The sequence below is a fragment of the Nitrospirillum karajorum genome (assembly GCF_036348415.1).
Classification (GTDB): domain Bacteria; phylum Pseudomonadota; class Alphaproteobacteria; order Azospirillales; family Azospirillaceae; genus Nitrospirillum; species Nitrospirillum amazonense_B.
Genome location: NZ_JAZBQB010000003.1, coordinates 1852755 through 1878372, shown reverse-complemented (window position 1 = coordinate 1878372; position 25618 = coordinate 1852755). Strand labels below are relative to the sequence as shown.

The following is a 25618-nucleotide window of genomic DNA, read 5'->3' as shown; positions in this document are numbered from 1 at the left end:
ATTACGCGGCCTCCTTCACGGCCTTGACGATCTTTTCAGCGGCGTCGGCCAGGTTGTCGGCGGACAGGATCGGCAGGCCGGACTCGGCCAGGATCTTCTTGCCCAGCTCGACGTTGGTGCCTTCCAGGCGGACGACCAGCGGAACGTGCAGGCTGACCTCACGGGCCGCCGCCACCACGCCCTCGGCGATGACGTCGCAGCGCATGATGCCGCCGAAGATGTTGACCAGAATGCCTTCGACATTCGGATCGGACAGGATGAGCTTGAACGCGGTGGTCACGCGCTCACGGGTGGCGCCGCCGCCCACGTCCAGGAAGTTGGCCGGCTCGCCGCCGTACAACTTGATGATGTCCATGGTGGCCATGGCCAGGCCGGCACCGTTGACCATGCAGCCGATGTTGCCGTCCAGCTTCACATAGTTCAGGCCGTGCTTCGTGGCCTCGGTCTCCGACGCCTCTTCCTCGCTCTCGTCACGGAGCTCTTCGATGTCCTTGTGACGGTAGAGGGCGTTGTCGTCGAAGTTCATCTTGGCGTCGAGGGCGATGATGTCACCGGCGCCGGTCACGACCAGCGGGTTGATCTCGACCTGCGAGGCGTCCAGCTCCACGAACGCCTTGTACATGGCGGACAGGAACTTCACCGCGGCGCCGACCTGCTTGCCTTCCAGCTTCAGGCCGAAGGCGATCTGGCGGGCGTGGTAGCCCTGCAGGCCGCCGACCGGGTCGATGGCGATCTTGACGATCTTCTCGGGGTGGCTGTGGGCCACTTCCTCGATTTCCATGCCGCCCTCGGTCGAGGCGATCACGGTGACGCGGGAGGTGGCGCGGTCCAGCAGCAGGGACAGGTACAGCTCGCGCTTGATGTCGCAGCCTTCCTCGACATAGAGGCGCTTGACCTCCTTGCCTTCCGGACCGGTCTGCTTGGTCACCAGCGTGTGGCCCAGCATTTCCTTGGCGTTGGACACGACGTCGTCGATCGACTTCACGACGCGGACGCCGCCCTTGCCCTCGGGGTTCTCCTTGAACCGCCCGGCGCCACGGCCGCCGGCGTGGATCTGGGACTTCACGACCCAAACCGGGCCGCCCAGGTCCGTGGCCACGGTCTTGGCCTCTTCGGGGGTGTAGGCAACGCCGCCGCGGGGTACCGCGACGCCGTATTTCTTCAGCAGGCCCTTGGCCTGGTATTCATGAATATTCATTCGGGGATCGCCCGCTTCCGGTTGGGAAACGGCCTCGCAAAGTTTGCGGCCGATCGCGGGGCCAACCCCGCGCCGCGGGCACTGTAGAGAGCAATGCCGGGGCGATCAACCGCGTAAGTGACGGAAGGGTGGCTTTGAACGCTATTCCGGTATCTCTTTGCCAAATGGCCCCGCCTGCGCGCGGCGGGCGGGGCCATTCAGAACGTCATACCGGAACCCGAACGATCAGCCGGCGACCTTGGCGGTCACCTCGACCAGCTGCTGCACGGCGGCAACGGACTTGTCGAAGTTGGCCTTTTCCTCGGCGTTCAGCTCGATCTCGATGATCTTCTCGACGCCGCCGGCGCCGATGATCACCGGCACGCCGATGTACAGGCCGTCCACGCCGTACTGGCCGGTCAGCTTGGCGGCGCAGGGCAGCACGCGCTTCTTGTCCTTCAGGAAGCTCTCGGCCATGGCGATGGCGGAGGCGGCCGGGGCGTAGAAGGCGGAACCGGTCTTCAGCAGGCCGACGATCTCGGCGCCACCATCACGGGTGCGCTGCACGATCTGGTCCAGCTTCTCCTGCGTGGTCCAGCCCATCTTCACCAGGTCGGGCAGCGGAATGCCGGCGACGGTGGAGTAACGGACGGAGGGGACCATGGTGTCGCCGTGGCCGCCCAGCACGAAGGCGGTGACGTCCTCGACCGAGACCTTGAACTCATCCGCCAGGAAGTGGCGGAAACGGGCGCTGTCCAGCACGCCGGCCATGCCGACCACCTTGGCCGGGTCGAAGCCGGTGACCTGCTGCATCAGGCCGACCATGGCGTCCAGCGGGTTGGTGATGACGATGACGAAGGCGTTCGGGGCGTGTTCCTTGATGCCCGCGCCGACGCTCTTGATCACCTTGGCGTTGATGCCCACCAGGTCGTCACGGCTCATGCCCGGCTTGCGCGGCACGCCGGCGGTGACGATCACCACGTCGGCGCCGGCGATGTCGGCATAGTCGGAGGCACCGGTCAGGGCGCTGTCGAACCCTTCCACGGGGGCGGCTTCGGCGATATCCAGCGCCTTGCCCTTGGCGACACCCTCGAAATCAGGGATGTCGAACAGGACGATGTCGCCAAGCTCCTTCAGGCCGGCCAACAGGGCCAGGGTGCCGCCGATCTGGCCGGCGCCGACCAGCGCGATCTTCTTGCGTGCCATGGTTGGGTTCCTCGAACTTCGGGTTGAATGAAAAGGCGTCACGAAACCAAGGGGACCACGCCCGGCCAATGACGGAAAGGCATCGGGCAAGGTCCCGGAAAGTCGCCGTGCGGGGTCCCAGGCGCCAGGGCGCCCGGCCTTCGGGGCCCGAGGAACGAGGGAGCCCGCGGCGGGCTGCTTAGCCTGAATCCGCCCGCCGGGCAAGGCGCCCCTTGCAGCCGCAGGCGCGCGCCGCCGCCATGGCAGGCTTCCGGCAAAAGGTATGGCCCGGAACCGAGGGGCGGGCGCACGATCTCCAATCCCTGGCGGCCCCCAGCAGCGAAAAGCCTCACTTGGGCCGAATGTCGAACAGTTCCAGGTGCCAGTGCATCTCGACATCGGTCATGGGATAGTCCGTTCCCAGCCGGGCGTTCAGCAGCTTGCGCGGCGCGATGCCGGCGCCCCGGGCCTGCAGGGTACGGGCCCCCCGCATGGAGAAGCCCGCCCGCCAGGCCAGCGCCGTCACCGCCTTGGGGCTTTGCGTCGCCAGGATGCGGCGCACGGCGTCCGCCGGCACGCGGGCCAGCAGCGCCACCGCCTCCTGGGCGAAATCGCGGTCGCCCCAGCTGAGGGCGTCGCACACCACATCCTCGTTCAGGCCGCCGCCGGCCGCCAGGCGCGCCGCCTTCTCCGCGGCACCCTCGCGCTTGGCGTAGCCCGCCGCCCAATCCAACCGGCGGGCGGCCGCGGCCACCACCGCCTCCACCCCTTCCCGGTCCAGCCCCTGCCCCGCCAGGCCGTCCCGGATGGCGTCCTGCACCGCGTCGGCCAGGCGTTGCGATACTTGCGCCGGACCGGCGGGCGGCGCCCCAGGGCCACCGATGAGCGCATTCGGATCAGGTACCTCTTCGGCACCGTCACCGGCCGCGACCCCGCCGATGGGCGTGTGGCCCCGCTCCGCCAGCAGACGGCGGGCCTTGGGCGACAGGTCGGCGCCGGGGTTGCCGGCCAGGGTGGCCCAGGACTGGTGATCGCCCATCGCCACCACGGCGTCGCCCACGGGCTGGGACACGGTGCGCCGCCCGGCCACCGCCTCCACCACCCAGGGCTCGGGCCGGCGGGACAGGATGTCCAGCAGCTCCTCATCCGACAGGGCCATGCACCAGCGCAGCACCGGCCCCGCCACATCCTGGGCCACGTCGCGGGCCAGGGTCACCGCCAGCTTGGGCGGGGCGCATTCCACATCGGCCAGGGCGCTGGACAAGGCGGTGCGCACACGGATGACCTGATCGGCGGCCAGCAATTCCAGCGCGGCGAAGGCAACGTCGCGCATGGCCCCAACCTCGGGACGGGACAGGTCGGGCAACAGGCGGGTCAGCTTGTCCGCCAGCAGAGCCCGCACCCGCTCGCTGGGGTCGCGCGCCAGGCGGCCGAAGGCGCGCACCGGTGTCATGGCGTTGGTCACGACGGCGCCACGCACCCGCTCGTCATCGTCATCGGCCAGGTAATAAAGCAGTTCGGGCCGCGTGTCGGGGCTGTTGGCCAACGCCACGCGCGCCGCGACATCGCCACCGGCGGCCACCGTCTTGGCGGTCTCATAATCGATGGTCGGCGTGGACGGCGGCAAGGGCCCCTCCGGCTGGGTCACAGGGTCGGAGGTACATTAACATGTCGGCGGGGGAACCGTCAGCGCGCCCGAGGGGAACACCGCCAACGGGGCACCCCGTTACGTGAGATGCCCCGCCGCCAGATAATCCTCCGCCTGCATTTCCATGAGGCGGCTGACGGTGCGCTGGAACTCGAATGCGTGCTGGCCCTCGGGGTAGAGCTGGCCCGGCGCCGCCTCCGCCGCCATGATCAGGTGCACCTTGTGCTCATACAGCGCGTCGATGAAGGTCATCAGGCGCTTGGCCTCGTTGCGCAAGCTCGGGTCCAGCATGGGCACGCCGTCCAGCAGCACGGTGTGATAGTGGGTGGCGATGGCCAGGTAGTCGCCGGCCCCCAGGGGCTGGCGGCACAGCTCGTCAAAGGTGAACCAGGCCACACCCTTGGCCTGGCGCGGCACCGGCAGCGTGCGCCCCTGCACCATCAGGTGGGTGGCGGTGGGCTGGGTGTCCGTCAGCTCGGTGAAGGTCTTTTCCAGCGCCGCCGTGGCCGCCGGCCCCAACGGGTCGAAGTAGACCTGACGGCCCCGGATGCGGGCCAGGCGATAGTCGCGGGCCCCTTCCAGGTGCAGGACGTCCAGCTTTTCCTTCAGCAGGGCGATGAAGGGCAGGAACAGGTCGCGCTGCAGGCCGTTCTTGTACAAGTCGTCGGGCGCCCAGTTGCTGGTCGCCACCACCACCACGCCCAGTTCGAACAGGTGGGTGAACAGCCGGCCCAGGATCATGGCGTCGGCGATGTCGGTGACATGGAATTCGTCGAAGCACAGCAGCCAGGCCTGGTCGGCGATGGTGCGCGCCAGTTCGGGCAGCGACTCGTCGGCGCCGCTCTTGCGCAGGTCCGGACGCTGCCGCAGGGCGTGCAGCGACTGATGCACCTCCTGCATGAAGGCGTGGAAATGGACGCGGCGGCGCCGCAGCACCGGCGCCGTCTCATAGAACAGGTCCATCAGCATGGACTTGCCCCGCCCCACATCACCGTAGATGTACAGGCCCTGCGGCGCCGGATCGGGCCGCCGCGCCAGGCCGAAACGGGCGCGCCAGCCGGACTGGCCCTGGGCCGGACGGTAGTCCTTCAGCGCCTGGTAAAGGCTTTGCAGCTTTTCCGCCGCCAGTTCCTGCGCGGGGTCGTCCTTCAACGTGCCGGTGCCGCGCCGGGCGCGGTAGACGGACAAGGGACCTTCAGTCATGGGGCGGCCACCGCAGTGCTGGGAAACGGGCGGTTCCTCATATCGAAACGGTTCGCCGCCAACAACAGACGCGGCCTCAACGCACCCTTGCGCCGCCCATGCCATCGTCGGAAGCGGGCCCGGTGCACCGACGCCACGGCGCAATATAAGTGCGTCAATTGACCCGTTGTCGTACTTCCCTTGCGTTTCGGTGGGGTCAGTCGCGCGTTGACGTATCATCGCGGATGGTTGTTGGCCCGATCCGCCTTGTGGCAGAAAGGGGCAGCGTCACCCGTTTTACAGTCACCGGACGAGAGCCCATGGACAAGTTCACCATCCTGACCGGCGTCGCCGCCCCCCTGCCGATCCAGAACATCGACACGGACATGATCATCCCGGCGCGGTATCTGAAGACCATCAAGCGCACCGGTTTGGGCAGCGGGCTGTTCTCCTCCCTCCGTTTCAACGAGGACGGCAGCGACCGGGCGGACTTCATCCTGAACCAGCCGGCCTACCGCAAGGCCAGCATCCTGGTGGCGGGCGACAATTTCGGCTGCGGCTCCTCGCGGGAGCATGCGCCCTGGGCCCTGCTGGATTACGGCATCCGCTGCGTCATCGCCCCCAGCTTCGCCGACATCTTCTTCAACAACTGCTTCAAGAACGGCATCCTGCCCATCGCCCTGCCGCAAGAGGTGGTGGACCGCCTGATGGAAGAGGCGTCCAAGGGCGCCAACGCCACCTTCACCGTGGATCTGGAGAAGCAGACCATCACCACCCCGGATGGCGAAAGCGTCGGCTTCGATGTGGAGCCGTTCCGCCGCCATTGCCTGCTGAACGGCCTGGACGACATCGGCCTGACTCTGCAGCAGGTCAGCGCCATCGACGCGTTCGAGGCGCAGCAGCAGACAGGCCAGCCCTGGCGCTGGGCCCGCTGACCGCTTGACCGGCCCGGAGGGGGCGCCTGCCCTCGCCGGTGATTTCGCTGTGACGGCCCAGGGACGCGCGCCTTTGGCGCGGGTTCCGGCCCAACGGGGGGTTTGCAGGACGCGGGCCCACCCGATATTTTCGCTAACCAGCAGCCGCTAGGCCGCATGCCCGGCTGGGCCTTCCCGGGGACGGGAAGCCGGCAGCCGTGGCGGCGCCGCACCATCCGACAAAAAGGGTTCATCCATGGCCGCTTACTCTCTTCTCATGCTGCCGGGCGACGGTATCGGGCCGGAAGTCATGCGCCAGGTCCGCCGCGTCATCGACTGGATGGCCCGGCGCCGTGATCTGGAGTTCACCGTGTCGGAAGGCCTGGTGGGCGGTTGCGCCATCGACGCCTACGGCGTGCCCCTGTCCGACGAGACCATGGCCCAGGCGCTGGCCGCCGACGCCGTGCTGCTGGGCGCCGTGGGCGGCCCGAAGTGGGATGGCGTCAGCTTCGACAAGCGGCCCGAGGCCGGCCTGCTGCGCCTGCGCAAGGAGATGGAGCTGTTCGCCAACCTGCGCCCGGCCGTGGTGTTCGACGCCCTGGTCGACGCCTCGACCCTGAAGCCCGAGGTGGTGCGCGGCCTGGACATCATGATCGTCCGTGAGCTGACGGGCGGCGTCTATTTCGGTGAGCCGCGGGGCATCGAGGACCTGGGCAACGGCATCCGCCGCGGCGTGAACACCCAGGTCTACACCACCCCGGAAATCCAGCGCGTGGCCCGCGTCGCCTTCGAGCTGGCGCGCAAGCGCGGCAACAAGGTCTGCTCCTGCGAGAAGCGCAACGTCATGGAGTCGGGCCTGCTGTGGAACCAGGACGTCACGGCCCTGCACGCGGCGGAATACAAGGACGTGGAACTGAGCCACATGCTGGCCGACGCCGCCGCCATGCAGCTGGTGCGCAATCCCAAGCAGTTCGACGTCATCGTCACCGACAACCTGTTCGGCGACATCCTGTCGGACGAGGCCGCGATGCTGACCGGTTCCATCGGCATGCTGCCGTCGGCCTCGCTGGGCGCCGCCGATGCCAATGGCCGCCGCAAGGCGCTGTATGAGCCGGTGCACGGCTCCGCCCCCGACATCGCCGGCCGCGACGTCGCCAACCCCATCGCCTCGCTGCTGAGCTTCGGCATGGCGCTGCGCTATTCCTTCGACCGGGGCGAGGAAGCCGACCTCCTGGACAAGGCGGTGCAGAACGTCCTGAAGGGCGGCATGCGCACGGCCGACATCATGTCCCCGGGCATGGCCCGCTGCTCCACCTCCGTGATGGGCGACAGCATCCTGCGCGAGCTGGACAAGCTGGTGGGCTGAGGCCCACGCCTCACACCCGTGAAAAGGAAAGGCCTGGAGCCACGCCGGCTCCAGGCCTTTCCTTTTCGTGCATTCCGCCGACGCTACTTCGACCGGACCTGGGCGGTGATGGCGCCGTCCAGGACGATCCCCTCCACCTGGGCGTCGCGCAGGTCGGCACCAGTCAGGTCGGCCTCGCGCAAGACCGCGCCGCGCAGGTTGGTCCCCCGCAGGTTGGCGCCCCGCAGGCGGGCCCGCGTGAACCGTGCCGGCCATTTGCGGTCCGGCTGCTCGGCGCTTTCCAACAGGCCCAGGTTGGCATCCTGCAAGTCGGCGCCGTTGAGGTGGGCGCGCTCGAAATTGGCGCCCCGCCCGTCCACGCCCACCAGCACCGCGTCCTGCAGGTCCGTGCATTCCAGGTCGGCCATGACCAGGGACGCCCCCGTCAGCACCAGGCGCCGGGCCATGGCGTAGGCCATCTTGGCAGCCGTCAGGTTGCGGCCGGAGAGGTTGAGCGCCGTGAGGTCACGGCCCGACAGGTCGGCCCGGGTGCCGGATCGCCCGGCGGCGGCGACCCAGGTGGCGTGATCCTCGACGATATCCATCACCGGGCGGGCGCCCTCCTCCCCCTCACCGGGTAGGACGGCGCCCTTGCCGCGCAAGCGGCCGATCAAGCCGGTTTCCATGATGGCGCCCCGGAAATTGGCATCCTCAAGCAGGGCGTCGTTGAAGATGGCGTCGGTCAGCACGGCACCGGCGAAGGTGGTGCCGCTCAGCTTGGTTTCCGACAGGTTGGCGCCCTGGAGGTTGGCGCCCTTGAAGACCGCGCCACGCAAATCGGCGCCGCGCAAATCCACGCCAGTGAGGTTGGCGTCGCTGAAGTCCGCGTTCAGCGTCCAGGCACCGTTCAGGCGGCTGTCGGACAGGTCGGTGCCGACCGCGATGGCGGAGGTCAGGTCGGGAATACGGCCGTCGAAGGTCTCGGGCAGGGGCTTGCCGCCGCGATAGACGGCCAGCACCGCCTCGCGCACGTCGGCCTCGCGCATGCGCGCCTTGGTCAGGTCGGCACCGCGCATGCTGACGCCCCGCAGGTCGGACTTGGACAGGTCGGCCTGGCGCAGACAGGCCAAGCGGAAATCACAGGCGAAGAGAGAGGCGCTGCGCAGCCGCGTCCCCACCAGTTGGGCCTGATCCAGGCGGCTGCCGGTCAGATCGGCGTCGGTGAGGTTCAGGGTCGAAAGAACGGCGCCCCGGAGGTCATGCAGCACAAAGGCGAAGCGGGCGCCGCCAATGCGCCCCTCAATCAGCCGCTCATGCTTGCGGGCCGCTTCCAACACCTCCGTCGGGGTTACCCGTCGCCATTCGAAACCGTCCTGGTACTGCCGTTCAGGATGCATGCGGATTAGCCACCCGACTTACCACCATCGCCCCGATCAGCCGGTGCGTTACCGCATTGTTGCACCCCAAACGGAGTTTTTAGAAGGGGATTCACTCCTGTATTCGGCAAAAGAATCTGACAAAAACTGAAATAAACTTACCAAATCAGGAAACGAACTTTCGACAATTCTCTACCATTGTTCCATAGAGCGCCCTGATCAACTCTGACGGGCGCAAGCGACCGAAGGGTATGTTCTCGATCGCGTATTCCACCAGGACTTCCGGCGGCTTCACCGGGACGATCTCGAAACCGGCCTTGCGCAGGCCATCAACAACGGCCTGGGCCTGCTTGACGTAATTCTCATTGAAGAAGGTCTTGTCGGCCCGCTTGATGGACTGGGCGATGGTTTCGACGATTTGAGCCAAGGCGGCTTATCCTTCGGTGGCTGGCCTGGGTGGTGGAACGGTCGTCAGCGACCGATGCCGTGGCGGCGCAGTTCGGCCCCCAGCCGGCCGGCCACGAACAGGAAGAACATGCGGAAATCGCTGACCAGCGACCAGAGGGGATAGGTGAAGGTGGCGGGGCGGTTGTGCTCCACGAAAAAGTGGCTGACCCAGGCGAAGAAGTAGCCACAGATGGGCGCGGCGGCGAAAAAGCGCCAGTCGCGCGATACCACCCCGGCCGCCAACGCCAGGAGGACCAGGCCCGTCCCCACGAAGTGCCAGGCCCGCGTGGCTGGCAGGGCGTGCTCCCCCAGATAAAAGGGCCAGAACGCCTCATAGGTGGTGATGCGCGGTTCGTGCACCGTCATGGCTTTTCCTTCCCGTCCCGGCCGCCGCCACCCGCAGTCAATCCGCTCGCGGGGCGGCACTGACGCCTGCGCGCTTGCAAAGCCCGCCTGCCCGTCTTAAGTCTCCGCCGAATTAGACCAGAGCGGCCCCCGCCCCCGCAAGCGGCGGCCCCTGGGGATCCCCGCCAGAGATATGAGGAGCATGACCATGGGCTATAAAGTCGCCGTCGTGGGCGCCACGGGCAATGTCGGGCGCGAGATGCTGCAGATCCTGGCGGAACGGGAATTCCCGGTGAGCGAGGTCGTGGCCCTGGCGTCCGAACGGTCCATCGGGTCGGAGATCAGCTTCGGCGACGATGACTTGCGAGTGCAGGACCTGGCCAAGTTCGACTTCACCGGCACCGACATCGTGCTGTCCTCGGCCGGCGCCAAGGTATCGGCCCAGTTCGCCCCCAAGGCCGCCGCCGCCGGCGCCGTGGTCATCGACAACACCAGCCACTTCCGCATGGACCCGGACGTGCCCCTGGTGGTGCCCGAGGTGAACCCGGAGGCCATCGCCGGCTACAAGAAGAAGGGCATCATCGCCAACCCCAACTGCTCCACCATCCAGATGGTGGTGGCGCTGAAGCCCCTGCACGACCTGGCCCGCATCCGTCGCGTGGTGGTGTCGACCTATCAGTCCGTGTCGGGTGCCGGCAAGGAAGCGATGGACGAGCTGTTCACCCAGACCCGCGCCATCTATGTGAACGACCCGGTCGAGAAGAAGCAGTTCACCAAGCAGATCGCCTTCAACGTCATCCCCCACATCGACGTCTTCATGGACGACGGCACCACCAAGGAAGAGTGGAAGATGACGGTGGAGACCAAGAAGATCCTGGACCCGTCCATCAAGGTGACGGCCACCTGCGTGCGCGTGCCTGTGTTCATCAGCCATTCCGAAGCGATCAATGTGGAGTTCGAGAACCCCATCAGCGCCGACGAGGCGCGCGCCGTCCTGCGCAAGGCCAAGGGCGTGTCGCTGATCGACCACCACGCCGACGAGGGCTATGTCACCCCGGTCGAGGCAGCCGGTGACGACCTGGTGTTCGTCAGCCGCCTGCGCGAGGACATTACGGTGGAGAACGGGCTGAACCTGTGGGTGGTGTCCGACAACCTGCGCAAGGGCGCCGCCCTGAATGCCGTGCAGATCGCCGAACGCCTGATCAAGGATCATCTGGCCAAGAAGTGAGCCTCGGCCGCCGGCTGACAAAAAGGGCGCCGCCTTCGCCAAGCCGGCGCCCTTTTTCATCTTGCCGCTTCGACATCAGGACGGCGCCTTGACGCTCCATTGGGTCAGGAAGGCCGCTACCTTGCCGGCGTCATAGCCGTTGCCCCGCTCCAGCAGGCCGGTGTCCTGGGAGTGCAGCACCTTGCCGTCCCCATCCAGCACGAACAGGTGGGGATAGCCGGCCACCCTGGGCCACTGGCTCAGCAGCGCCTCGTTCTTGTTCTCCTTGCTCCAGTTCACCTTGACGGTGACGAAGCCCTGGTCGCGCAACGCGTGCAGACGGGACTCGTCAGCGAACAGGGCATCGAAGCGATGGCACCACACGCACCACTCCCCGCCCACGTCCACCAGCACGCGCTTGCCCTGCGCCTTGGCCTGAGCCACGGCCGCCGCCACGTCCTGCGCGGCGTCACGGGCGGGATCGAACGGCTCCACCGCAGCGTTCGCGGCCATGGCTGGCGCCTGGACCGTCAAGGGCGCCGCCACCAGGAATGCCCCCAGAGATAAAGTGGTTAGGAAGGGCCGCATGGGCTGTCCTTTCAGGGTTGCTTGGCCGTCACTTCCATTTCACAAACGGGGGAGGCCATGCCGCGCGCCGACAGGCGGACATGCATGCCCTGGGCGTCGCGCACCTTGAGGGTGGTGGCGGCGCCGGCCGCCAGGTCCATGGTGCGGCCGGCGGTGGCCACCGTGCTGTCGGTCAGAATGTATTCCAGGGTGCAGCGGCGGTTGCCGGTGTTGTGGAACATCGCCTCGCCCGGGCCGCTGATCTTGAAGCCGAAACTGCGGCCGTCGTTGAAATCCAGCCGCCCGGCGCAGGGGCTGCCCACGCCCACCACGCATTCCACGTCGCGCGGCGGCGCCTTGGCATTGCCCACCAGACGGGGATCGCGCAGCAGGGGCTGGTTGGCGGTCACCGATTCACCGGCGCCGGGCGCGCCGTCGGACTGTCCGGTTCCTTGGGGCGGCGGGGCCACCTGGGCCACGGCGACACCGGCGGTCAGGTAAAACAGGGCCGCCGCGTAGAGGGGCGAAAAAGGGGAAGGACGGCGGGTGCGCGACGGCATCGGGGAACGGCTCCTCGTGGCAATGGACCGCGCCCCTGCGGGAAGGGCGGCGGCCTGTCCTAGGGGTAGCCCCGCGGCGGCCTGTCGGCAAGCCGCAAGACACGGGACATAGGGACGCAAACCCTGTTACCACGCGGGGATGGCGGCCAGCCGTCGCCGCCGTCACACTATCGCCCTCGCCCGTCCTTTTTTGTGAGCCGCCATGCCCGCATCCGTCCGCCCCCGCCGCTCCGCCCTGTACATGCCCGGATCCAACGCCCGCGCGCTGGAAAAGGCCAGGGAGTTGGACGCCGACGTGCTGATCCTGGACCTGGAGGACGCGGTGGCGCCGGACGCCAAGGAGCAGGCCCGCGCCCAGGTGCTGGCCGTCGTCGCCGCCGGCGGCTTTGGCCGGCGCGAGGTGCTGATCCGCACCAACGGCCTGGACACGCCCTGGGGCCATGCCGACCTGGCGGCCGCCGCCCGGTCCGGGGCCCATGGGGTGCTGATCCCCAAGGTGGAGTCGGATGAGGCGGTGCGCCAGGCGGACCGGCTGCTGGCGGCCCATGGCGCGCCTCGGGAGCTTGCCCTGTGGGTCATGATGGAAACGGCGCTGGGCATGCTGAACGCCAAGGAGATCGCCGCCGCCTCCCCCCGGCTGGCCGGCCTGGTGCTGGGCACCTCGGACCTGGCCAAGGAACTACACGCCCATCACACGCCCCTGCGCCTGCCCATGATCACGGCCCTGGGCCTGTGCCTGCTGGCGGCCCGCGCCCACGGCCTGGCCATCCTGGACGGCGTGCATCTGGACCTGGACGACGATTCCGGCCTGGAGGCCAGTTGCCGCCAGGGGATGGAATTGGGCTTCGACGGCAAGACCCTGATCCATCCCAAGCAGCTGGCGGCCGCCAACGCCACCTTCGCCCCCGACGCGGCGTCCCTAGACCGCGCCCGCCGCGTCATCGCCGCCCATGCCGAGGCCATGGCCCAGGGCAAGGCCGTGGTGCTGGTGGATGGCCGGCTGGTGGAGGCCCTGCATGTGGCGGAGGCCCACCGGTTGGTGACGCTGGCGGCGGCGATTGGGGCGGCGGCGATTGGGGCGGACGCGATCAGCGGCTGACACGGTGCGCGCTCAAGTTTCCCCTTTGGTGACGCGGCGCTCCACGGTCACCGGCTGGATGGCGTAGCCACCGAAAGCCGTCAGCGCCGCCTGCATCGTCGACCAGGCCCAATTCTCGGGCTTGCCATCGTTCAGCCTGAACCACCCGACGTAGTTCTTGGAATATCCCGGCTCCCGGAACCCCATTTTGCTCAACTTACGGCCCACCGCCGCCGTGATCACGCGGCGCAGGGCTGGATTGGCCTCCGCGGACTCGATCTCGCATGGGATCACGGGCTCACCCGTCTTGCTGCATTGGATATGAAATTCGCCCCAACTGAGGATGACGACCCGGCGGCCAGGACCGCTCACCCCCAGCAGCCAGGTGTAGGCGTCAGCGATCTCCTTGACGTTCTGCTTGACCAGTGCCTCTGCCGCGTCCGCCTCCACGGGGATGGACTTCAGCGGCTTGGGCATGTGCGACTCGTCCTCATCCTCGTCATCCATGCCCGCGACCTCGCAGTTTTCCCCCAGGTCCTTTGGGGAGCGGTCGTTGAACGCGACCTCCCCGCCGAAGTCGCGGCCGGAGGGATTGCGCGGCGGGCAGGCCACCGCGGGGTAGGATCCGGTCTCGGTCTCGATGTCCCCCAGACTCACGTCGTAGCCACCGACCAGCGTGGCGACCATGAAGCCGGCCAGCTTGCCGTCCGACCACTGCGACGGGTCCAGACGCGCGACGAAATTGCCGGTCTTGCGGTCGGAGACGTAGCCCAGCTCCTTCAGGTTCGCCCGTCGCTTCTTGGTCAGGGCATGGCGCATCCAGGGCTGCCCCCGTGGCCCGGCCGCCTCGCAGGTGATGACCGTCTCATGGGGCGCCCGCCGGCACTGCACGAACTGGTCACCATCATGCGCCTCCACCGCGGCGCCGCGCCCATCCATCTGGTCGGCATGGGCCAGCACCGCGACCGCCTTGGCCAACGCCTCCTGGGGCGAGCCTTTCGCGTGGGCCCCGGTGATGGTGGGAAACGCCATCGCCATGCCCACGACAACGATCCTCAGAACCTTCATTCGAAGCCTTCCTTATTTGGCGGGTTTGGAGGTATGGCGTTCCACCTGCAACGGCAGGAACACGTAGTTGCCAAAGCCCTGCCGCGCCGCCTGCGCCAGCGTGTCGGCGATGGCCTTGGTGTCCTTGTCCCGGGCACCCTTGTGGAGCGGAAAGTTCTGGGCGTAGTTCAGGGAATAGCCGGGCTCCAGGAACCCGAGCTTTTCCAGCCGGCGGCCGGCGGCGGCGTTCAGCACCGGCTTCAACCGCGGCATGATGTCGGCGGACACCACCTCGCACTGCATCGACGGGTCCCCCGCCTTCATGCATTGGATGTAGAAGTCGCCCCAGGAAAAGATGGCGATGTGATGCTCCGGCCCCGTGCCGCCGGCCACCCAGTCCACCGCCTCCGCGATGGTCTTGTATTGCCCGGACAGCAGATCCGCCGCGTTGTCCGGCAGGGGCGGCCGGAGTGGCAGGGAATCGTCATCACCGTCGTCATCCTGCCCTTCAAGGTGGCAGCCTTCGGCCACGTTCTTCACCGAGGCGCCGAACGCCACGATCTCCCCGCCATTAGGGTTGCCCGCGGCAACCCGCGCCGGGCACTCGGCGGCCGGAAACCACCCATGTCGGATCATGGGGTCCTGGCCACTCTTGCCGTATCCAACCTCCAGGGTGCGGACCATGAAGGCCAACAGCGCCTCGGGCCCCGGCGGCGGATCCCAACGCCGGATGAAGTTCCCTGTTTGCCGGTCGGCGGTGAAACCCATCTCCTTCAAGGCGGCACGGCGTTCCTTGGTCAGGACGTGGCGCATCCAGGGCTGCCCCCGCTTTCCAGCCGCTTCGCAGGTGATGAGGGTCTGGTGTGGCAGATGCCAGCACTGAACGAACTTGTAGCCGTCACTGACTGCCACCAAGCCGCCACGCCCCTCTGGATCATCCTGATAAAGCTGGGCCTGAACGGTCTTGGTGAGCGACTCCTTGGTCGGTTCCTCCGCCTTGGCCATGCCGGTGCCCAACAGGACCAAAGCCACGCTCGAAACCAGGACGACGACGACGCCGCTCATCCTTCCTATGCTCCAACCCACAGGTTGCCCTCCCGGCAATCTACTTGTGGGCGCCTACCTTATCAATGATGCAACTAAGATTTCTGCCGATACTGGTAGCGATAAACGGTTTGGAATCCGGCCCGGGCGTATGTCGCCAGGGCCGGGTGGTTGGCGCCGCCCACCTGGAGATAGGCATGGGCGGCACCCGCCTGCGCCCCGGCCATCAGCAGGCGGGTCAGCAGGCGGCGCGACAGGCCCCGGCCGCGCTGCTCCGGCGCCACCAGCACCTTGTAGATGCCCAGCCAACCGCGATCCGCAACTCCAAGGGCGCTGGCGGCATAGCGGCCGCCCTCCCAAGCGCTGACATACAGGGTGGGGACGGCGATGGCGTCCAAAAGGCGGCGCATCGGCCCCACCTCCCCCAACGGCAGCGGCAAGGCCTGGGCGTAGCCGTCCAGCAGGTCGGCGGCGGGCGCCGTTTCGACCCGCCAGTCCAAGCCATCCGCCGTTGGCGCCAAGCCCGGCGGGATGGCGGCCGCCTGCACCAAATTCTCCTCCTGCCGCAGATAGCCGCGCCGGTCCAGTTCCGCCGCCAGCCCGGCCGGCGCCAGCGGGGTGATGCGGAAACGCGGGGGCAGGCCTTCGCGGATGTAGGCCCCCTCCACCCGGTCCACCTTTTCCGCCATCGGCAGCGCGCCCTCCGCGAGGCAAGTGACAGAATTGGAGCGGCCGGTATGCCCCTGGGCGAAGCGCAACAGCCAGCCGTCGTCATGGATGGTCTTGAGGGCGGGCCAGGCCGTCAGGCACAGCTCTTCCAGCAGGCGGCACAAGTCGTTGGCGGGCAAGACGGAAACTTTCGGACAGCCGGGGCGTTGACGGTCGGACTGTACCGGCCCCGATGCTGCGCCGCAACGCGGCCCAGGTCCGGCCCCAGGTCCGGTCGAGGAAGCCCCCGGCGACAGGGCGTCCCCAGCCATGCCAAAAAAATCACGCACCTATGCGCCACCCCCTTGCATTCCCAAAAAGTCGTCCCCAGACAGAGCGTTGACGGACCGGAGGCAGGGGCGTAATTGACTTCACATCCTATCCGCCCCCGGCGGTGCAACAATTCGGCCGGCGTCCCGACCCGCATGTCGGGGGCGCCACGTGGCCGGTGCGGCACCGGCACCTGATAATCCAAAAGGACGAGGACGCGCGAATCATGAGCGAGACCAGCGTGGCCAAAAAGGCACGGCCGCTGTCGCCCCACCTCCAGGTCTATCGCCTACCCCTGCCGGCCGTGTCGTCGATCACGCACCGCTTCACCGGCATCGCCCTGGCCGTCGGCACCCTGGTGCTGACCTGGTGGCTGGTCGCCGCCGCCAGCGGCCCGGACGACTTCGACACGGCGCAGCGCGTACTGGGCAGCCCCATCGGCCTGCTCTGCCTGCTGGGCTGGACCTGGGCCTTCGGCTACCACCTGCTGAAAGGCATCCAGCACCTGATCTGGGACGCCGGCGTCGGCGTAAATACCGCGAGCGCGCAGCGCAACTCCGCCCTGGTGTTCGGCGGGTCCTTCGTTCTCACGGCGATCGTCTGGATCGCCGCTTTCGCCCTCTGACGGGAGCGCGCATTCCATGGCTTCTACGTCCGACAACGGCTTCCGCACGCGTCTCGGCCGCGTGCGCGGCCTTGGCTCCGCCAAAAGCGGCGGCGCCCATTGGCTGGCCTATCGCATGGTCGCGGCGCTGCTGATCCCGCTGACCGTCTGGTTCCTGGTGTCCATCGTCCGCCTGGCCAAGGCGGAACACGCGGACGCCATCGCCTGGCTGCATCAGCCGGTGCACGCCGTCCTGCTGCTGGTCACCCTGATCGCCACCTTCCACCACGCCGCCTACGGCATGCGGGAAGTCTATGAAGATTACATCCACGGCAAGCTGGCGCGCCTGGTCGCCATCGGGCTGACCAACGGCGCCGCCATCCTGCTGGCCGCCGCGAGCGTCTTCGCCGTGCTCAAGATCGCCTTCGGGGCGTGAGGAAGGACTGTCATGGCTAACGCCTACCCCATCATCGACCATCAGTACGACGTCGTCGTCGTCGGCGCCGGCGGCGCCGGTCTGCGCGCGACCTTCGGCATGGCCGAAAAGGGCCTGAAGACGGCCTGCATCACCAAGGTGTTCCCCACCCGCAGCCACACCGTGGCGGCGCAGGGCGGCATCTCCGCCGCGCTCGGCAACATGGGCGAGGACGATTGGCGCTACCACATGTACGACACCGTGAAGGGGTCGGACTGGCTGGGCGACCAGGACGCCATCGAGTACATGGTGCGTGAGGCCGTCCCGGCCATCATCGAGCTGGAGCACTACGGCGTGCCTTTCTCGCGCACCCCGGAAGGCAAGATCTACCAGCGCGCTTTCGGCGGCATGACCACCCGCTATGGCGAAGGCCAGGCCCGGCGCACCTGCGCCGCCGCCGACCGCACCGGCCACGCCATCCTGCACACCCTGTATCAGCAGAGCCTGAAGCACGAAGCCGAGTTCTTCGTGGAATACTTCGCCCTGGACCTGCTGATGGAAGATGGCGAGTGCAAGGGCGTCCTGGCCTGGAACCTGGACGACGGCACCATCCACCGCTTCCGTGGCCACCAGACGGTGCTGGCCACCGGCGGCTACGGCCGCGCCTACTTCAGCTGCACCTCGGCCCACACCTCCACCGGCGACGGCGGCGGCATGGTGCTGCGCGCAGGATTGCCCCTGCAGGACATGGAGTTCGTGCAGTTCCACCCCACCGGCATCTACGGCTCCGGCTGTCTGATCACCGAGGGTGTGCGCGGTGAAGGCGGTTACCTGACCAACAGCCAGGGCGAGCGCTTCATGGAGCGCTACGCCCCGTCGGCCAAGGACCTGGCCAGCCGCGACGTGGTCAGCCGCTCCATGACCGTGGAAATCCGCGAAGGCCGCGGCGTGGGTGAGCACAAGGACCACATCCACCTGCACCTGGAGCACCTGGACCCGGCCATCATCCACGAGCGCCTGCCCGGCATCGCCGAGACCGCCAAGGTCTTCGCCAACGTGGACGTGACGCGGGAGCCCATCCCCGTGCTGCCGACCGTGCACTACAACATGGGCGGCATCCCGACCAACTATCATGGCGAGGTCATCAACCCGACGGCCGAGAACCCGGACCAGGTGGTCCCGGGCCTGATGGCCATCGGCGAGGCGGCCTGCGTGTCGGTGCACGGCGCCAACCGCCTGGGCTCCAACTCGCTGTTGGACCTGGTGGTGTTCGGCCGTGCCGCCGCCAACCGCGCCGCCGAGACGGTGAAGAAGGGTGCCGCGCACAAGACGCTGTCGCAGGACGTGACCGACAAGGCGCTGGCCCACCTGGACAAGGTGCGCAACGCCAAGGGCGGCACCCGCGTCGCCCACCTGCGCCTGGAAATGCAGAAGATCATGCAGAACAACTGCGCCGTCTTCCGCACCGGCGAGGTGCTGGAGGAAGGCGTGGAGCTGATGAAGGGCGTGTGGGCCAAGCGCGACGACATCGCCGTCAGCGACCGCTCGCTGATCTGGAACTCCGACCTGGTGGAAGCGCTGGAGCTGGACAACCTGATGCGCCAGGCCGTGGTCACCATCAATTCGGCGGCCAACCGCAAGGAAAGCCGCGGCGCCCATGCCCGCGAGGACTTCCCCGAGCGCGACGACCACGAGTGGATGAAGCACACCACGTCCTGGGTGGATGAGAAGGGCACCGTCACCCTGGGTGACCGCCCCGTCCACATGTACACCCTGACCGGTGACATTGACGTCATCCCGCCCAAGAAGCGCGTCTACTGACGCCTTAGCCGAACGGACCCGATGCCATGGCCGAGTTCTCCCTTCCCGCCAATTCCAAGGTTCACGCCGGCAAGACCACGTCGGTGAAGACGTCCGCCACCAAGCGGGCCAAGACCTTCCGCATCTATCGCTATGACCCGGACAAGGGCAGCAACCCCACCGAGGACCGCTACGAGATCGATCTCGACAAGTGCGGCCCCATGGTGCTGGACGCCCTGATCCACATTAAGAACGACATCGACAGCACGCTGACCTTCCGCCGGTCGTGCCGTGAGGGCATCTGCGGCTCTTGCGCCATGAACATCGACGGGCGCAACACGCTGGCCTGCCTGAAGGCCATCGAGGACGTGAAGGGCGACGTCAAGATCTACCCGCTGCCGCACATGCCGGTGGTGAAGGATCTGGTGCCGGACCTGAACACGATTTACGCCCAGTACACCTCCATCAAACCCTGGCTGCAGAGCCAGAGCCCGGCGCCGTCGCGTGAGCGGCTGCAGAGCCCGGAGGAGCGTGAGAAGCTGGACGGCCTCTATGAGTGCATCCTGTGCTTCTGCTGCTCCACCAGCTGCCCCAGCTATTGGTGGAACGGCGACAAGTACCTGGGCCCGGCCATCCTGCTGCAGGCCTACCGCTGGATCGCCGACAGCCGCGACGAAATGACCGGTGAGCGCCTGGACAACCTGGAAGACCCCTTCCGGCTGTACCGCTGCCACACCATCATGAACTGCACCCAGACCTGCCCCAAGGGCCTGAACCCGGCGAAGGCCATCGCCGAGATCAAGAAGCTGATGGTGGCCCGCGCCGCCTGACGCCAGCCGATAAGGCCCACGATGACAAACGCCGCGACGGTTCGCCCGCCGCGGCGTTTTCTTGGCCTGCAGGGGCGGCATCAACGGCACTGGGCGATTGAAAAAGTGTCCGCCATAGCCGATGAGGAAGCGTTCCCCTCGCCTCTTCAGCGCCGTGATGGAAGCCTTGCCGAATAGCTTGACGCCCCCCCTGCCGCCACCGCCCGCCGGCGCGCGGTCCCGCCCCGCTCTGTGGCGTTCCGCCGGCTTCCGCGCAATCGCCCTGCTCATCGCCACCCCCATCCTGGCGAAGCTCGGCCTGATCCTGGGCTGGCGCCTGGCGGATGCCCGCTTCATCGAAGGCTGGCTGGCCACCGGTGTGGTCCGCGGGGGGTTATCCACCCTGGACCCCAACATCGCCTATACCAGCCACGCGCTGGGCCACCGCGCCGCCCTGGACTGGCTGTCCGGCCATATCCCGTGGTGGAACCCCTATTCCGGCATCGGCATGCCGCTGGCCGGCGACATGCAGTCGGCCGCCCTGTTCCCGCCCACCCTGTTGCTGGCCCTGCCCCATGGCCAGTTGTACATGCACATCAGCCTGCAGATCACGGCGGGGGTGTTCACCTGGCTGCTCATGCGCCGCCTAGGGGTGGCGATGCTGGGGGCCACGGTGGCTGGCCTGCTGTTCGAATTCAACGGCACCTTCGCTTGGCTGGCCAACGCCGTCATCAACCCCATCCCCTTCCTGCCCATGGTGCTGCTGGGGGTGGAGGAGGCGCGGGCCCGCGCGCTGGCCGGCCGCCCGGGCGGATGGGGATGGATCGCCGGCGGCTTGGCGCTGTCACTCTACGCCGGCTTTCCCGAGGTCGCCTATTTCAACGGCCTGCTGATCGCCGCCTGGACCCTGGCGCGGCTGGCGGACCTGCGGGGCCATTCCGTGGCGTACCTCGCGCGTGTCGCCGCCGGCGCGGTCGCCGGCCTGCTGCTGGCCGCCCCCATCCTGATCGCCTTCCTGGTCTATATGGGCGACGCCTATCTGGGCAACCATGCCACGGGCGTCTTTCGCCAGTCGCATCTCAACATCCAACGGGGGCTGACCCTGTTCCTGCCCTATGCACTGGGCGAGGCGGGCGAATCCAAGACCCCTGAGGACGTGGTGTTCTGGGGCAGCGTTGGCGGGTATACCGGCCTGGTCCTGGTGGTCGCCGCCGTGATGGCGGTCTGGCGCCCCTGGTTGCGCAGCTTGCGGCTGACGCTGGCCGGCTGGTGCCTGGTGGTGACGACCGCGATCTATGGTCAGCACGCGACGGTGTTCTTGCTCACCGCCATCCCGGCCGTCGGCGACGCGATGTTCTACCGCTACTTCAGCGCCTCGATCTCCTTCGCGCTGGCCGTGTTGGCCGGCTTGGCCTGCCAGGACTTGGTGGAGTGTGGGACGGAACGGCGGCCGAACCGCACCTATTGGGTCGGCTGGGCAGTGGGGTGGACCTGCTTGGCGGCGGCGCTGTGGCTGTCCCGGATGCTGTATATGAACGCTCCCCTCACGCCCATCCTGGCCAAATCCCTGATCTACGCCGTGGTGGTGATGCTGGGCATCCGCGAGCTGGGCGGCGCCACCTTCATCGGCAACCGCACCCGGGCATTGGTTCTGGGCACGGTGGCCGTGGCTGAAGCCGTGGTCCTGTTCGTGCTGCCCCTGCGCTATTATCCCAAGGGCGGGCAGCTACAGACCGCAGGCATAGAGTTCCTGCAACAGAACCTGGGCCTGCAACGCTTCTATACCCTGGGGCCCATCCAACCCAACTACGGCGCCTATTACGGCATCGCGGGCATCAACCACAACGACCTGCCCTTGCCGGCGACCTGGGTGAATTACGTCCACGATCATCTGGACGACAACACCATCGAGTCGGCCTTCGATGGCCAAGATCGCAAGGTACCGTCGGGACCAACCGCCGCGGAGAACCTGCGCGCCAATCTGGACGCCTACCGGGCCTTGGGCGTGAAGTACCTGGTGGCGCCCACCGGCCAAAGCCCCTTCGACTGGTGGCCCCCGGGCACGGCCATCCATCGGACCGAGGTTTTGCGCTTGGAGGACGGCGACAGCGCCAGCCTGCCCCTGCCGCCTGACCCGTCGATGAACGCCGACCGCGAGGTGCGATCGGTCGGCGTCCTGGTGGCGACATATCTGGGGACAAGCACCGGCACGCTGGCCGTGCGCTTCTGCGCGGCCGACCGTTGCGCCGAGGGTCGGCGGGACCTGGCCACGGCGGTCGACAACCAGTACCTGTCCATTCCCCTTGACGCCCCAGTGCCTTTCGCCGGCCCGCTGACCATCACCTTCCGCAAGGTCGGCGGCGACGTCCCGGTGGGGCTGTGGACCACACCGGCACCCGGGCGGCACCCCCAGGTGACCCTGCGTTTCGATTCACCCGCGGCCAGCGACGGCATCATGGACATCGTCGAACTGCCCGGCGCCCGGCCCTATTTCACGGCGGAGGGATGCCAGCTGGCCCCCATCAGCCGCGACAGCGTTGCCGCCGACTGCAGCGCCCCGGCCACGCTGACACGTCTGGAACTGTTCATGCCGGGCTGGACCGCGACCGTGAACGGGGCGGCGCGGCCGGTTGGCCGGGAAGGCCCGCTGTTCCAGACGGTCGACCTGCCCGCCGGCCGGTCGGAGGTGCGCTTCCAATACCAGCCGCCGCACATCGCCTGGGGCTATGCCGCCTTCCTTGCCGGGCTTGCCCTGGCGGCGGCCAGCGCGCCGCCCTTCGGCCGTAACCGCCGCGCTCCTGCGATGCCGTGATGGTACCGATGACATCAAACACCACCAGCGGCCGGGGGCTGCTCCTCGTCATCCTCACCCCCATCCTGGCCAAACTGCACCTGATCCTGGGCTGGCGGCTGGCCGATGCCCGCTTCCTGGAAAGCGGCATCGCCGCCAACGTCCTCAGGCGCAGCCTGGCCACGCTGGACCCCAACATCGCCTATACCAGCCAAGCCCTGGGCCACCGCGCGGCGCTGGACTGGTTGTCGGGCACCATTCCCTGGTGGAATCCCTATTCCGGCGTCGGCATGCCGTTGGCCGGTGACATGCAATCCGCCGCCCTGTTCCCGCCAACCTTGCTGCTGGCCCTGCCCAACGGCCAGCTCTACATGCACATCAGCCTGCAGATCCTGGCCGGCCTGTTCACCTGGTTGCTGCTGCGGCGGCTGGGCCTGGCGCCGATGGCATCGGCCGTCGCGGCCCTGCTGTTCGAGTTCAACGGCACCTACGCCTGGCTGGCCAACGCCGTCGTCAACCCCATCTGCTTCCTGCCCATGACCCTTCTGGGCGTGGAAGCCGTGCGAAGCCGCGTCCAGTCGGGCGGGCGGGGCGGTTGGTCCTGGATCATCCTGGGGCTGGCCTTGTCCCTCTATGCCGGCTTTCCCGAAGTCGCCTATTTCAACGGCCTGCTGATAGCCGTCTGGACACTGGCGCGGCTGGCCGGCCTTGCCGGGCGCCAGCGCCTGGCCTATCTCGCGCGGGTGGCGCTGGGCGCCCTCGGGGGCCTGCTGGTCGCGGCCCCGATCCTGATCGCTTTCCTGGGTTATCTGCCGTACGCCAACCTGGGCGATCACAGCGATGGCGGCTTCCGCCATGTGCATCTCTCCGCCGCCCGCCTGATCACGCTGATCCTGCCCTACGGCCTGGGCCGGCTGAGCGACCCCGGCACGGCGGAAAGCTTCGGCTTTTGGGGGGCGGTGGGTGGCTATACCGGCATCGGTCTGCTCACCTTGGGGGCGATCGGCGCCGTCGGAGGCCACCTGCGTCCCCTGCGCCTGGCCTTGGCCGCGTGGGTCGCCATCGTTACCGGCGCCATTTATGGCCTGCCATTGGTCAACGCCGTGGTGACCGCCATCCCGGGCGTCGGCTGGGCCATGTTCTTTCGCTATTTCGCCCCGTCGGTGGCCTTCGCCCTGGCCATCCTCGCGGGGCTGGGCTGCCAGGATGTGGCGGGCGCGGCCAAGCCGACCCGCCGGCAGCGGCTTGGTGTCACTGCGGTGATGGCCTTCGCGGCCCTGGCCTTGGGCCTTGCCGCCCCGCTGCTGGCGCTGAAGCCCTACCGTGGGCCCTGGCTGTGGGGTTCGCTGGTCGTGGCCGTCCTGGTCCTGGGCGGCATGGCCGCCGTGCTGCGCCGGCCCACCCTGGACGGCCATCGTCGCGCCCGCTGGCTGGGTGGTCTGGCGGTGGCGGAGGCGATGCTACTGCTGCTGATACCCACCGTGTTCTATCCGCGCGCCGGCGTCCTCCGGGAGGACGGCATCGCCTTTCTGCAAAGCCATCTGGGCCTGCAGCGCTTTTACACCGTGGGCCCCGTCCAACCCAACTATGGCGCCTATTACGGCATTGCCGGCATCAACCACAACGACCTGCCCTTGCCGGCCGCCTGGGTGGACCACGTCATCCATCGGTTGGACGACAACACGCACTCCATCGCTTTCGACGGACGGGATCGCCGCTCTGCCACCGGAGCCAGCGCGGTGGAGAATGTGCGGCGCGATATGGACGCCTACCGCGATGTGGGCGTTCGCTATGTTGTTTCCATACCGGGCCAGGGCCCCTTCGATTGGCAGCCTTCCGGGATGAGCGACCAGGAGCAGCGCCCCCTGGTCCTGGCTGACGGGGACGCGGCCATCCTGACCCTGCCGGCGGATGCCGGCAGGGCGCCATTCGATGCCAGGCGCGACCAGGTGGCCGCCGTGGGACTGACTGTCCGTTCCCTGAAGAACGGCGCCGCCGACGGCCGCCTGACGCTGCGCCTGTGCGGCGGCGGCACCTGCGCGGAGGGCGGGCGCGGATTGTCGGATATCGCGGGGGGCGGCTACGTCCTGATCCCACTGTCCGGGACCGTCCCACTGGCGGGCGACATGCCCCTGACGCTGGAGATGCGCCGGGTGGGCGGACACAAGCGTTTTGGCCTGGCCATGTGGACGATGGCCGCCGATGCGGGCCGAACCCTTACCCTGAACGGCGCCCCGGTCGGGGGCATGGAACCCCATCTCGCCCTTGCCCTGGTGGCGGCGGCGCCAGCCGACGGCGGTGGACCCGTCTTCCGCGACGAGGTGATGCAGGTCGACGCCCTCACGAACCCCCGGCCATACTTCAACGCTGACGGTTGCCGACTGACACCGACCACGCGGGAGCGGCTGACCGCGGACTGCGCCGCGCCATCCAGCCTGACCCGGCTGGAACTGTTCATGCCGGGCTGGACGGCCACGGTGAGCGGCCGGGAACAGGCGGTGGCGACAGACGGCCCGCTGTTCCAGAAACTGGCCTTACCCGCCGGGCAGTCGGAGGTGGTTTTCCGGTACAGCCCGCCCCACATGGGCTGGGGCTACGCCGCCTTGGCCGCCGGCGTGGCCTTGACCCTGCTCGGCGCGGGTCCAGGCCGGCAACGAAGCCTCACCGATCCTCGCTGACCGAGATCAGGGCCGTATCCTTGACGACACAGCGCATGACATGGCGGCCGGCGGCGGCGGTGATGTCGCGGCGGGGCATCAGGGTGAAGGGCTGGACCACGGTCTGGCGGCCATCCACCTCGGTGGACAGGACCGGCAGGTCGAAGGCGATCTTGTAATAATCGTCGTACACGTGATCGACCTCGCGCCGGCACACGGTCGTGGCGGTGCGCGGCATGTCATAGTGATGGCCGCTGTCATCGGCATTGATGACGCAGCCCCCCAAGGACAGGCAGCCGACGGCGGCGCCCATGATCACCCGGTTACGCATGCCCCGTTCTCCCCTTACATGGCGATGGCGCAACGCGGCGCCCCCACCCTCTCTACAAGGACGGTGGGGAAGGACAAGGCTGCGAAACCAGGGGGTTACCCGAATTTACCG

At 67.9% G+C, this 25618-nt stretch carries 23 protein-coding genes; 10 read left to right on the top strand and 13 right to left on the bottom strand.

The annotated features are described in order from the left end of the window. Nucleotide 1: 1 nt before the first annotated feature. The 4 genes from sucC to zapE all read right to left on the bottom strand — a co-directional run bounded on the left by sucC (nt 2) and on the right by zapE (nt 5213). Nucleotides 2-1198, bottom strand: a complete 1197-nt coding sequence (gene sucC, locus UCD39_RS22405; protein WP_145620517.1) for an ADP-forming succinate--CoA ligase subunit beta — start codon at nt 1196-1198, stop codon at nt 2-4. A 225-nt stretch (nt 1199-1423) separates the two neighbouring features. Further along, a complete protein-coding gene (gene mdh, locus UCD39_RS22400; RefSeq protein WP_330497938.1) occupies nt 1424-2383 on the bottom strand; it encodes a malate dehydrogenase in 960 nt (319 codons plus the stop codon). Nucleotides 2384-2711: 328 nt separating this feature from the next. After that, nucleotides 2712-3989 (bottom strand): DUF2336 domain-containing protein, encoded by a 1278-nt coding sequence (locus tag UCD39_RS22395; protein ID WP_330497937.1) that lies wholly within the window; start codon nt 3987-3989, stop codon nt 2712-2714. A gap of 99 nt (nt 3990-4088) precedes the next feature. Next, complete coding sequence (gene zapE / locus UCD39_RS22390; protein ID WP_145729767.1) at nt 4089-5213, bottom strand: cell division protein ZapE; 1125 nt, start codon at nt 5211-5213, stop codon at nt 4089-4091. A 299-nt stretch (nt 5214-5512) separates the two neighbouring features. Here zapE and leuD point away from each other — a divergent pair, with 299 nt between their 5' ends. Next, a complete protein-coding gene (leuD, locus tag UCD39_RS22385) occupies nt 5513-6127 on the top strand; it encodes a 3-isopropylmalate dehydratase small subunit (protein WP_322482848.1) in 615 nt (204 codons plus the stop codon). A 235-nt stretch (nt 6128-6362) separates the two neighbouring features. Then, on the top strand, nt 6363-7472 hold the full coding sequence (leuB, locus tag UCD39_RS22380) for a 3-isopropylmalate dehydrogenase (protein ID WP_330497936.1): 1110 nt from the start codon (nt 6363-6365) through the stop codon (nt 7470-7472). 83 nt (nt 7473-7555) lie between these two features. Here leuB and UCD39_RS22375 read toward each other — a convergent pair whose 3' ends face one another. From UCD39_RS22375 to UCD39_RS22365, 3 genes are all read right to left on the bottom strand, one after another. Then, the gene (locus tag UCD39_RS22375) at nt 7556-8848 is read right to left on the bottom strand and encodes a pentapeptide repeat-containing protein (RefSeq protein WP_330497935.1); all 1293 of its coding nucleotides are present in this window, start codon (nt 8846-8848) and stop codon (nt 7556-7558) included. Between the two features lie 145 nt (nt 8849-8993). Further along, entirely contained in the window at nt 8994-9254 is a 261-nt protein-coding gene (locus UCD39_RS22370) for a hypothetical protein (protein WP_145729771.1), read from the bottom strand. A 44-nt stretch (nt 9255-9298) separates the two neighbouring features. After that, on the bottom strand, nt 9299-9640 hold the full coding sequence (locus tag UCD39_RS22365) for an Mpo1-like protein (RefSeq protein WP_330497934.1): 342 nt from the start codon (nt 9638-9640) through the stop codon (nt 9299-9301). 187 nt (nt 9641-9827) lie between these two features. On the opposite strand from UCD39_RS22365, the gene UCD39_RS22360 reads away from it, so the two are divergent. Beyond that, the gene (locus tag UCD39_RS22360) at nt 9828-10847 is read left to right on the top strand and encodes an aspartate-semialdehyde dehydrogenase (RefSeq protein ID WP_330497933.1); all 1020 of its coding nucleotides are present in this window, start codon (nt 9828-9830) and stop codon (nt 10845-10847) included. 75 nt (nt 10848-10922) lie between these two features. Here the strand turns inward: UCD39_RS22360 and UCD39_RS22355 are convergent, their stop codons facing one another. Both UCD39_RS22355 and UCD39_RS22350 read right to left on the bottom strand, forming a co-directional pair. Further along, nucleotides 10923-11339: a thioredoxin family protein gene (locus UCD39_RS22355; protein WP_330497932.1), complete on the bottom strand. Its 417-nt coding sequence runs from the start codon at nt 11337-11339 to the stop codon at nt 10923-10925. An 86-nt stretch (nt 11340-11425) separates the two neighbouring features. Continuing rightward, nucleotides 11426-11953, bottom strand: coding sequence for a hypothetical protein (locus UCD39_RS22350; protein WP_330497931.1), 528 nt, complete (start codon nt 11951-11953; stop codon nt 11426-11428). Nucleotides 11954-12155: 202 nt separating this feature from the next. Between UCD39_RS22350 and UCD39_RS22345 the strand changes: the two genes are divergently transcribed. Then, on the top strand, nt 12156-13052 hold the full coding sequence (locus UCD39_RS22345; RefSeq protein ID WP_330497930.1) for an HpcH/HpaI aldolase/citrate lyase family protein: 897 nt from the start codon (nt 12156-12158) through the stop codon (nt 13050-13052). Nucleotides 13053-13064: 12 nt separating this feature from the next. Here UCD39_RS22345 and UCD39_RS22340 read toward each other — a convergent pair whose 3' ends face one another. The 3 genes from UCD39_RS22340 to UCD39_RS22330 all read right to left on the bottom strand — a co-directional run bounded on the left by UCD39_RS22340 (nt 13065) and on the right by UCD39_RS22330 (nt 15970). Further along, entirely contained in the window at nt 13065-14099 is a 1035-nt protein-coding gene (locus UCD39_RS22340) for a hypothetical protein (protein ID WP_330497929.1), read from the bottom strand. 12 nt (nt 14100-14111) lie between these two features. Continuing rightward, nucleotides 14112-15143: a hypothetical protein gene (locus UCD39_RS22335; RefSeq protein ID WP_330497928.1), complete on the bottom strand. Its 1032-nt coding sequence runs from the start codon at nt 15141-15143 to the stop codon at nt 14112-14114. A 74-nt stretch (nt 15144-15217) separates the two neighbouring features. Beyond that, nucleotides 15218-15970: a GNAT family N-acetyltransferase gene (locus UCD39_RS22330; protein WP_330497927.1), complete on the bottom strand. Its 753-nt coding sequence runs from the start codon at nt 15968-15970 to the stop codon at nt 15218-15220. A 356-nt stretch (nt 15971-16326) separates the two neighbouring features. Here UCD39_RS22330 and sdhC point away from each other — a divergent pair, with 356 nt between their 5' ends. The 6 genes from sdhC to UCD39_RS22300 all read left to right on the top strand — a co-directional run bounded on the left by sdhC (nt 16327) and on the right by UCD39_RS22300 (nt 25197). After that, nucleotides 16327-16725 (top strand): succinate dehydrogenase, cytochrome b556 subunit, encoded by a 399-nt coding sequence (gene sdhC / locus UCD39_RS22325; RefSeq protein WP_330497926.1) that lies wholly within the window; start codon nt 16327-16329, stop codon nt 16723-16725. A gap of 16 nt (nt 16726-16741) precedes the next feature. Next, nucleotides 16742-17140: a succinate dehydrogenase, hydrophobic membrane anchor protein gene (gene sdhD, locus UCD39_RS22320; protein ID WP_330497925.1), complete on the top strand. Its 399-nt coding sequence runs from the start codon at nt 16742-16744 to the stop codon at nt 17138-17140. Nucleotides 17141-17152: 12 nt separating this feature from the next. Then, nucleotides 17153-18940 carry a succinate dehydrogenase flavoprotein subunit gene (gene sdhA / locus UCD39_RS22315; protein WP_322482836.1) on the top strand — a complete coding sequence of 596 codons (1788 nt, stop codon included), beginning with the start codon at nt 17153-17155 and terminating at the stop codon, nt 18938-18940. A gap of 26 nt (nt 18941-18966) precedes the next feature. Then, complete coding sequence (locus UCD39_RS22310) at nt 18967-19749, top strand: succinate dehydrogenase iron-sulfur subunit (protein ID WP_145611292.1); 783 nt, start codon at nt 18967-18969, stop codon at nt 19747-19749. Nucleotides 19750-19915: 166 nt separating this feature from the next. After that, a complete protein-coding gene (locus UCD39_RS22305) occupies nt 19916-22540 on the top strand; it encodes a hypothetical protein (protein WP_442943689.1) in 2625 nt (874 codons plus the stop codon). An 8-nt stretch (nt 22541-22548) separates the two neighbouring features. Beyond that, entirely contained in the window at nt 22549-25197 is a 2649-nt protein-coding gene (locus UCD39_RS22300) for a hypothetical protein (protein WP_330497923.1), read from the top strand. On the opposite strand, the gene UCD39_RS22295 is transcribed toward UCD39_RS22300, so the two are convergent. Continuing rightward, the gene (locus UCD39_RS22295; RefSeq protein WP_330497922.1) at nt 25181-25507 is read right to left on the bottom strand and encodes a hypothetical protein; all 327 of its coding nucleotides are present in this window, start codon (nt 25505-25507) and stop codon (nt 25181-25183) included. The genes UCD39_RS22300 and UCD39_RS22295 overlap by 17 nt on opposite strands. Nucleotides 25508-25618 lie beyond the last annotated feature (111 nt).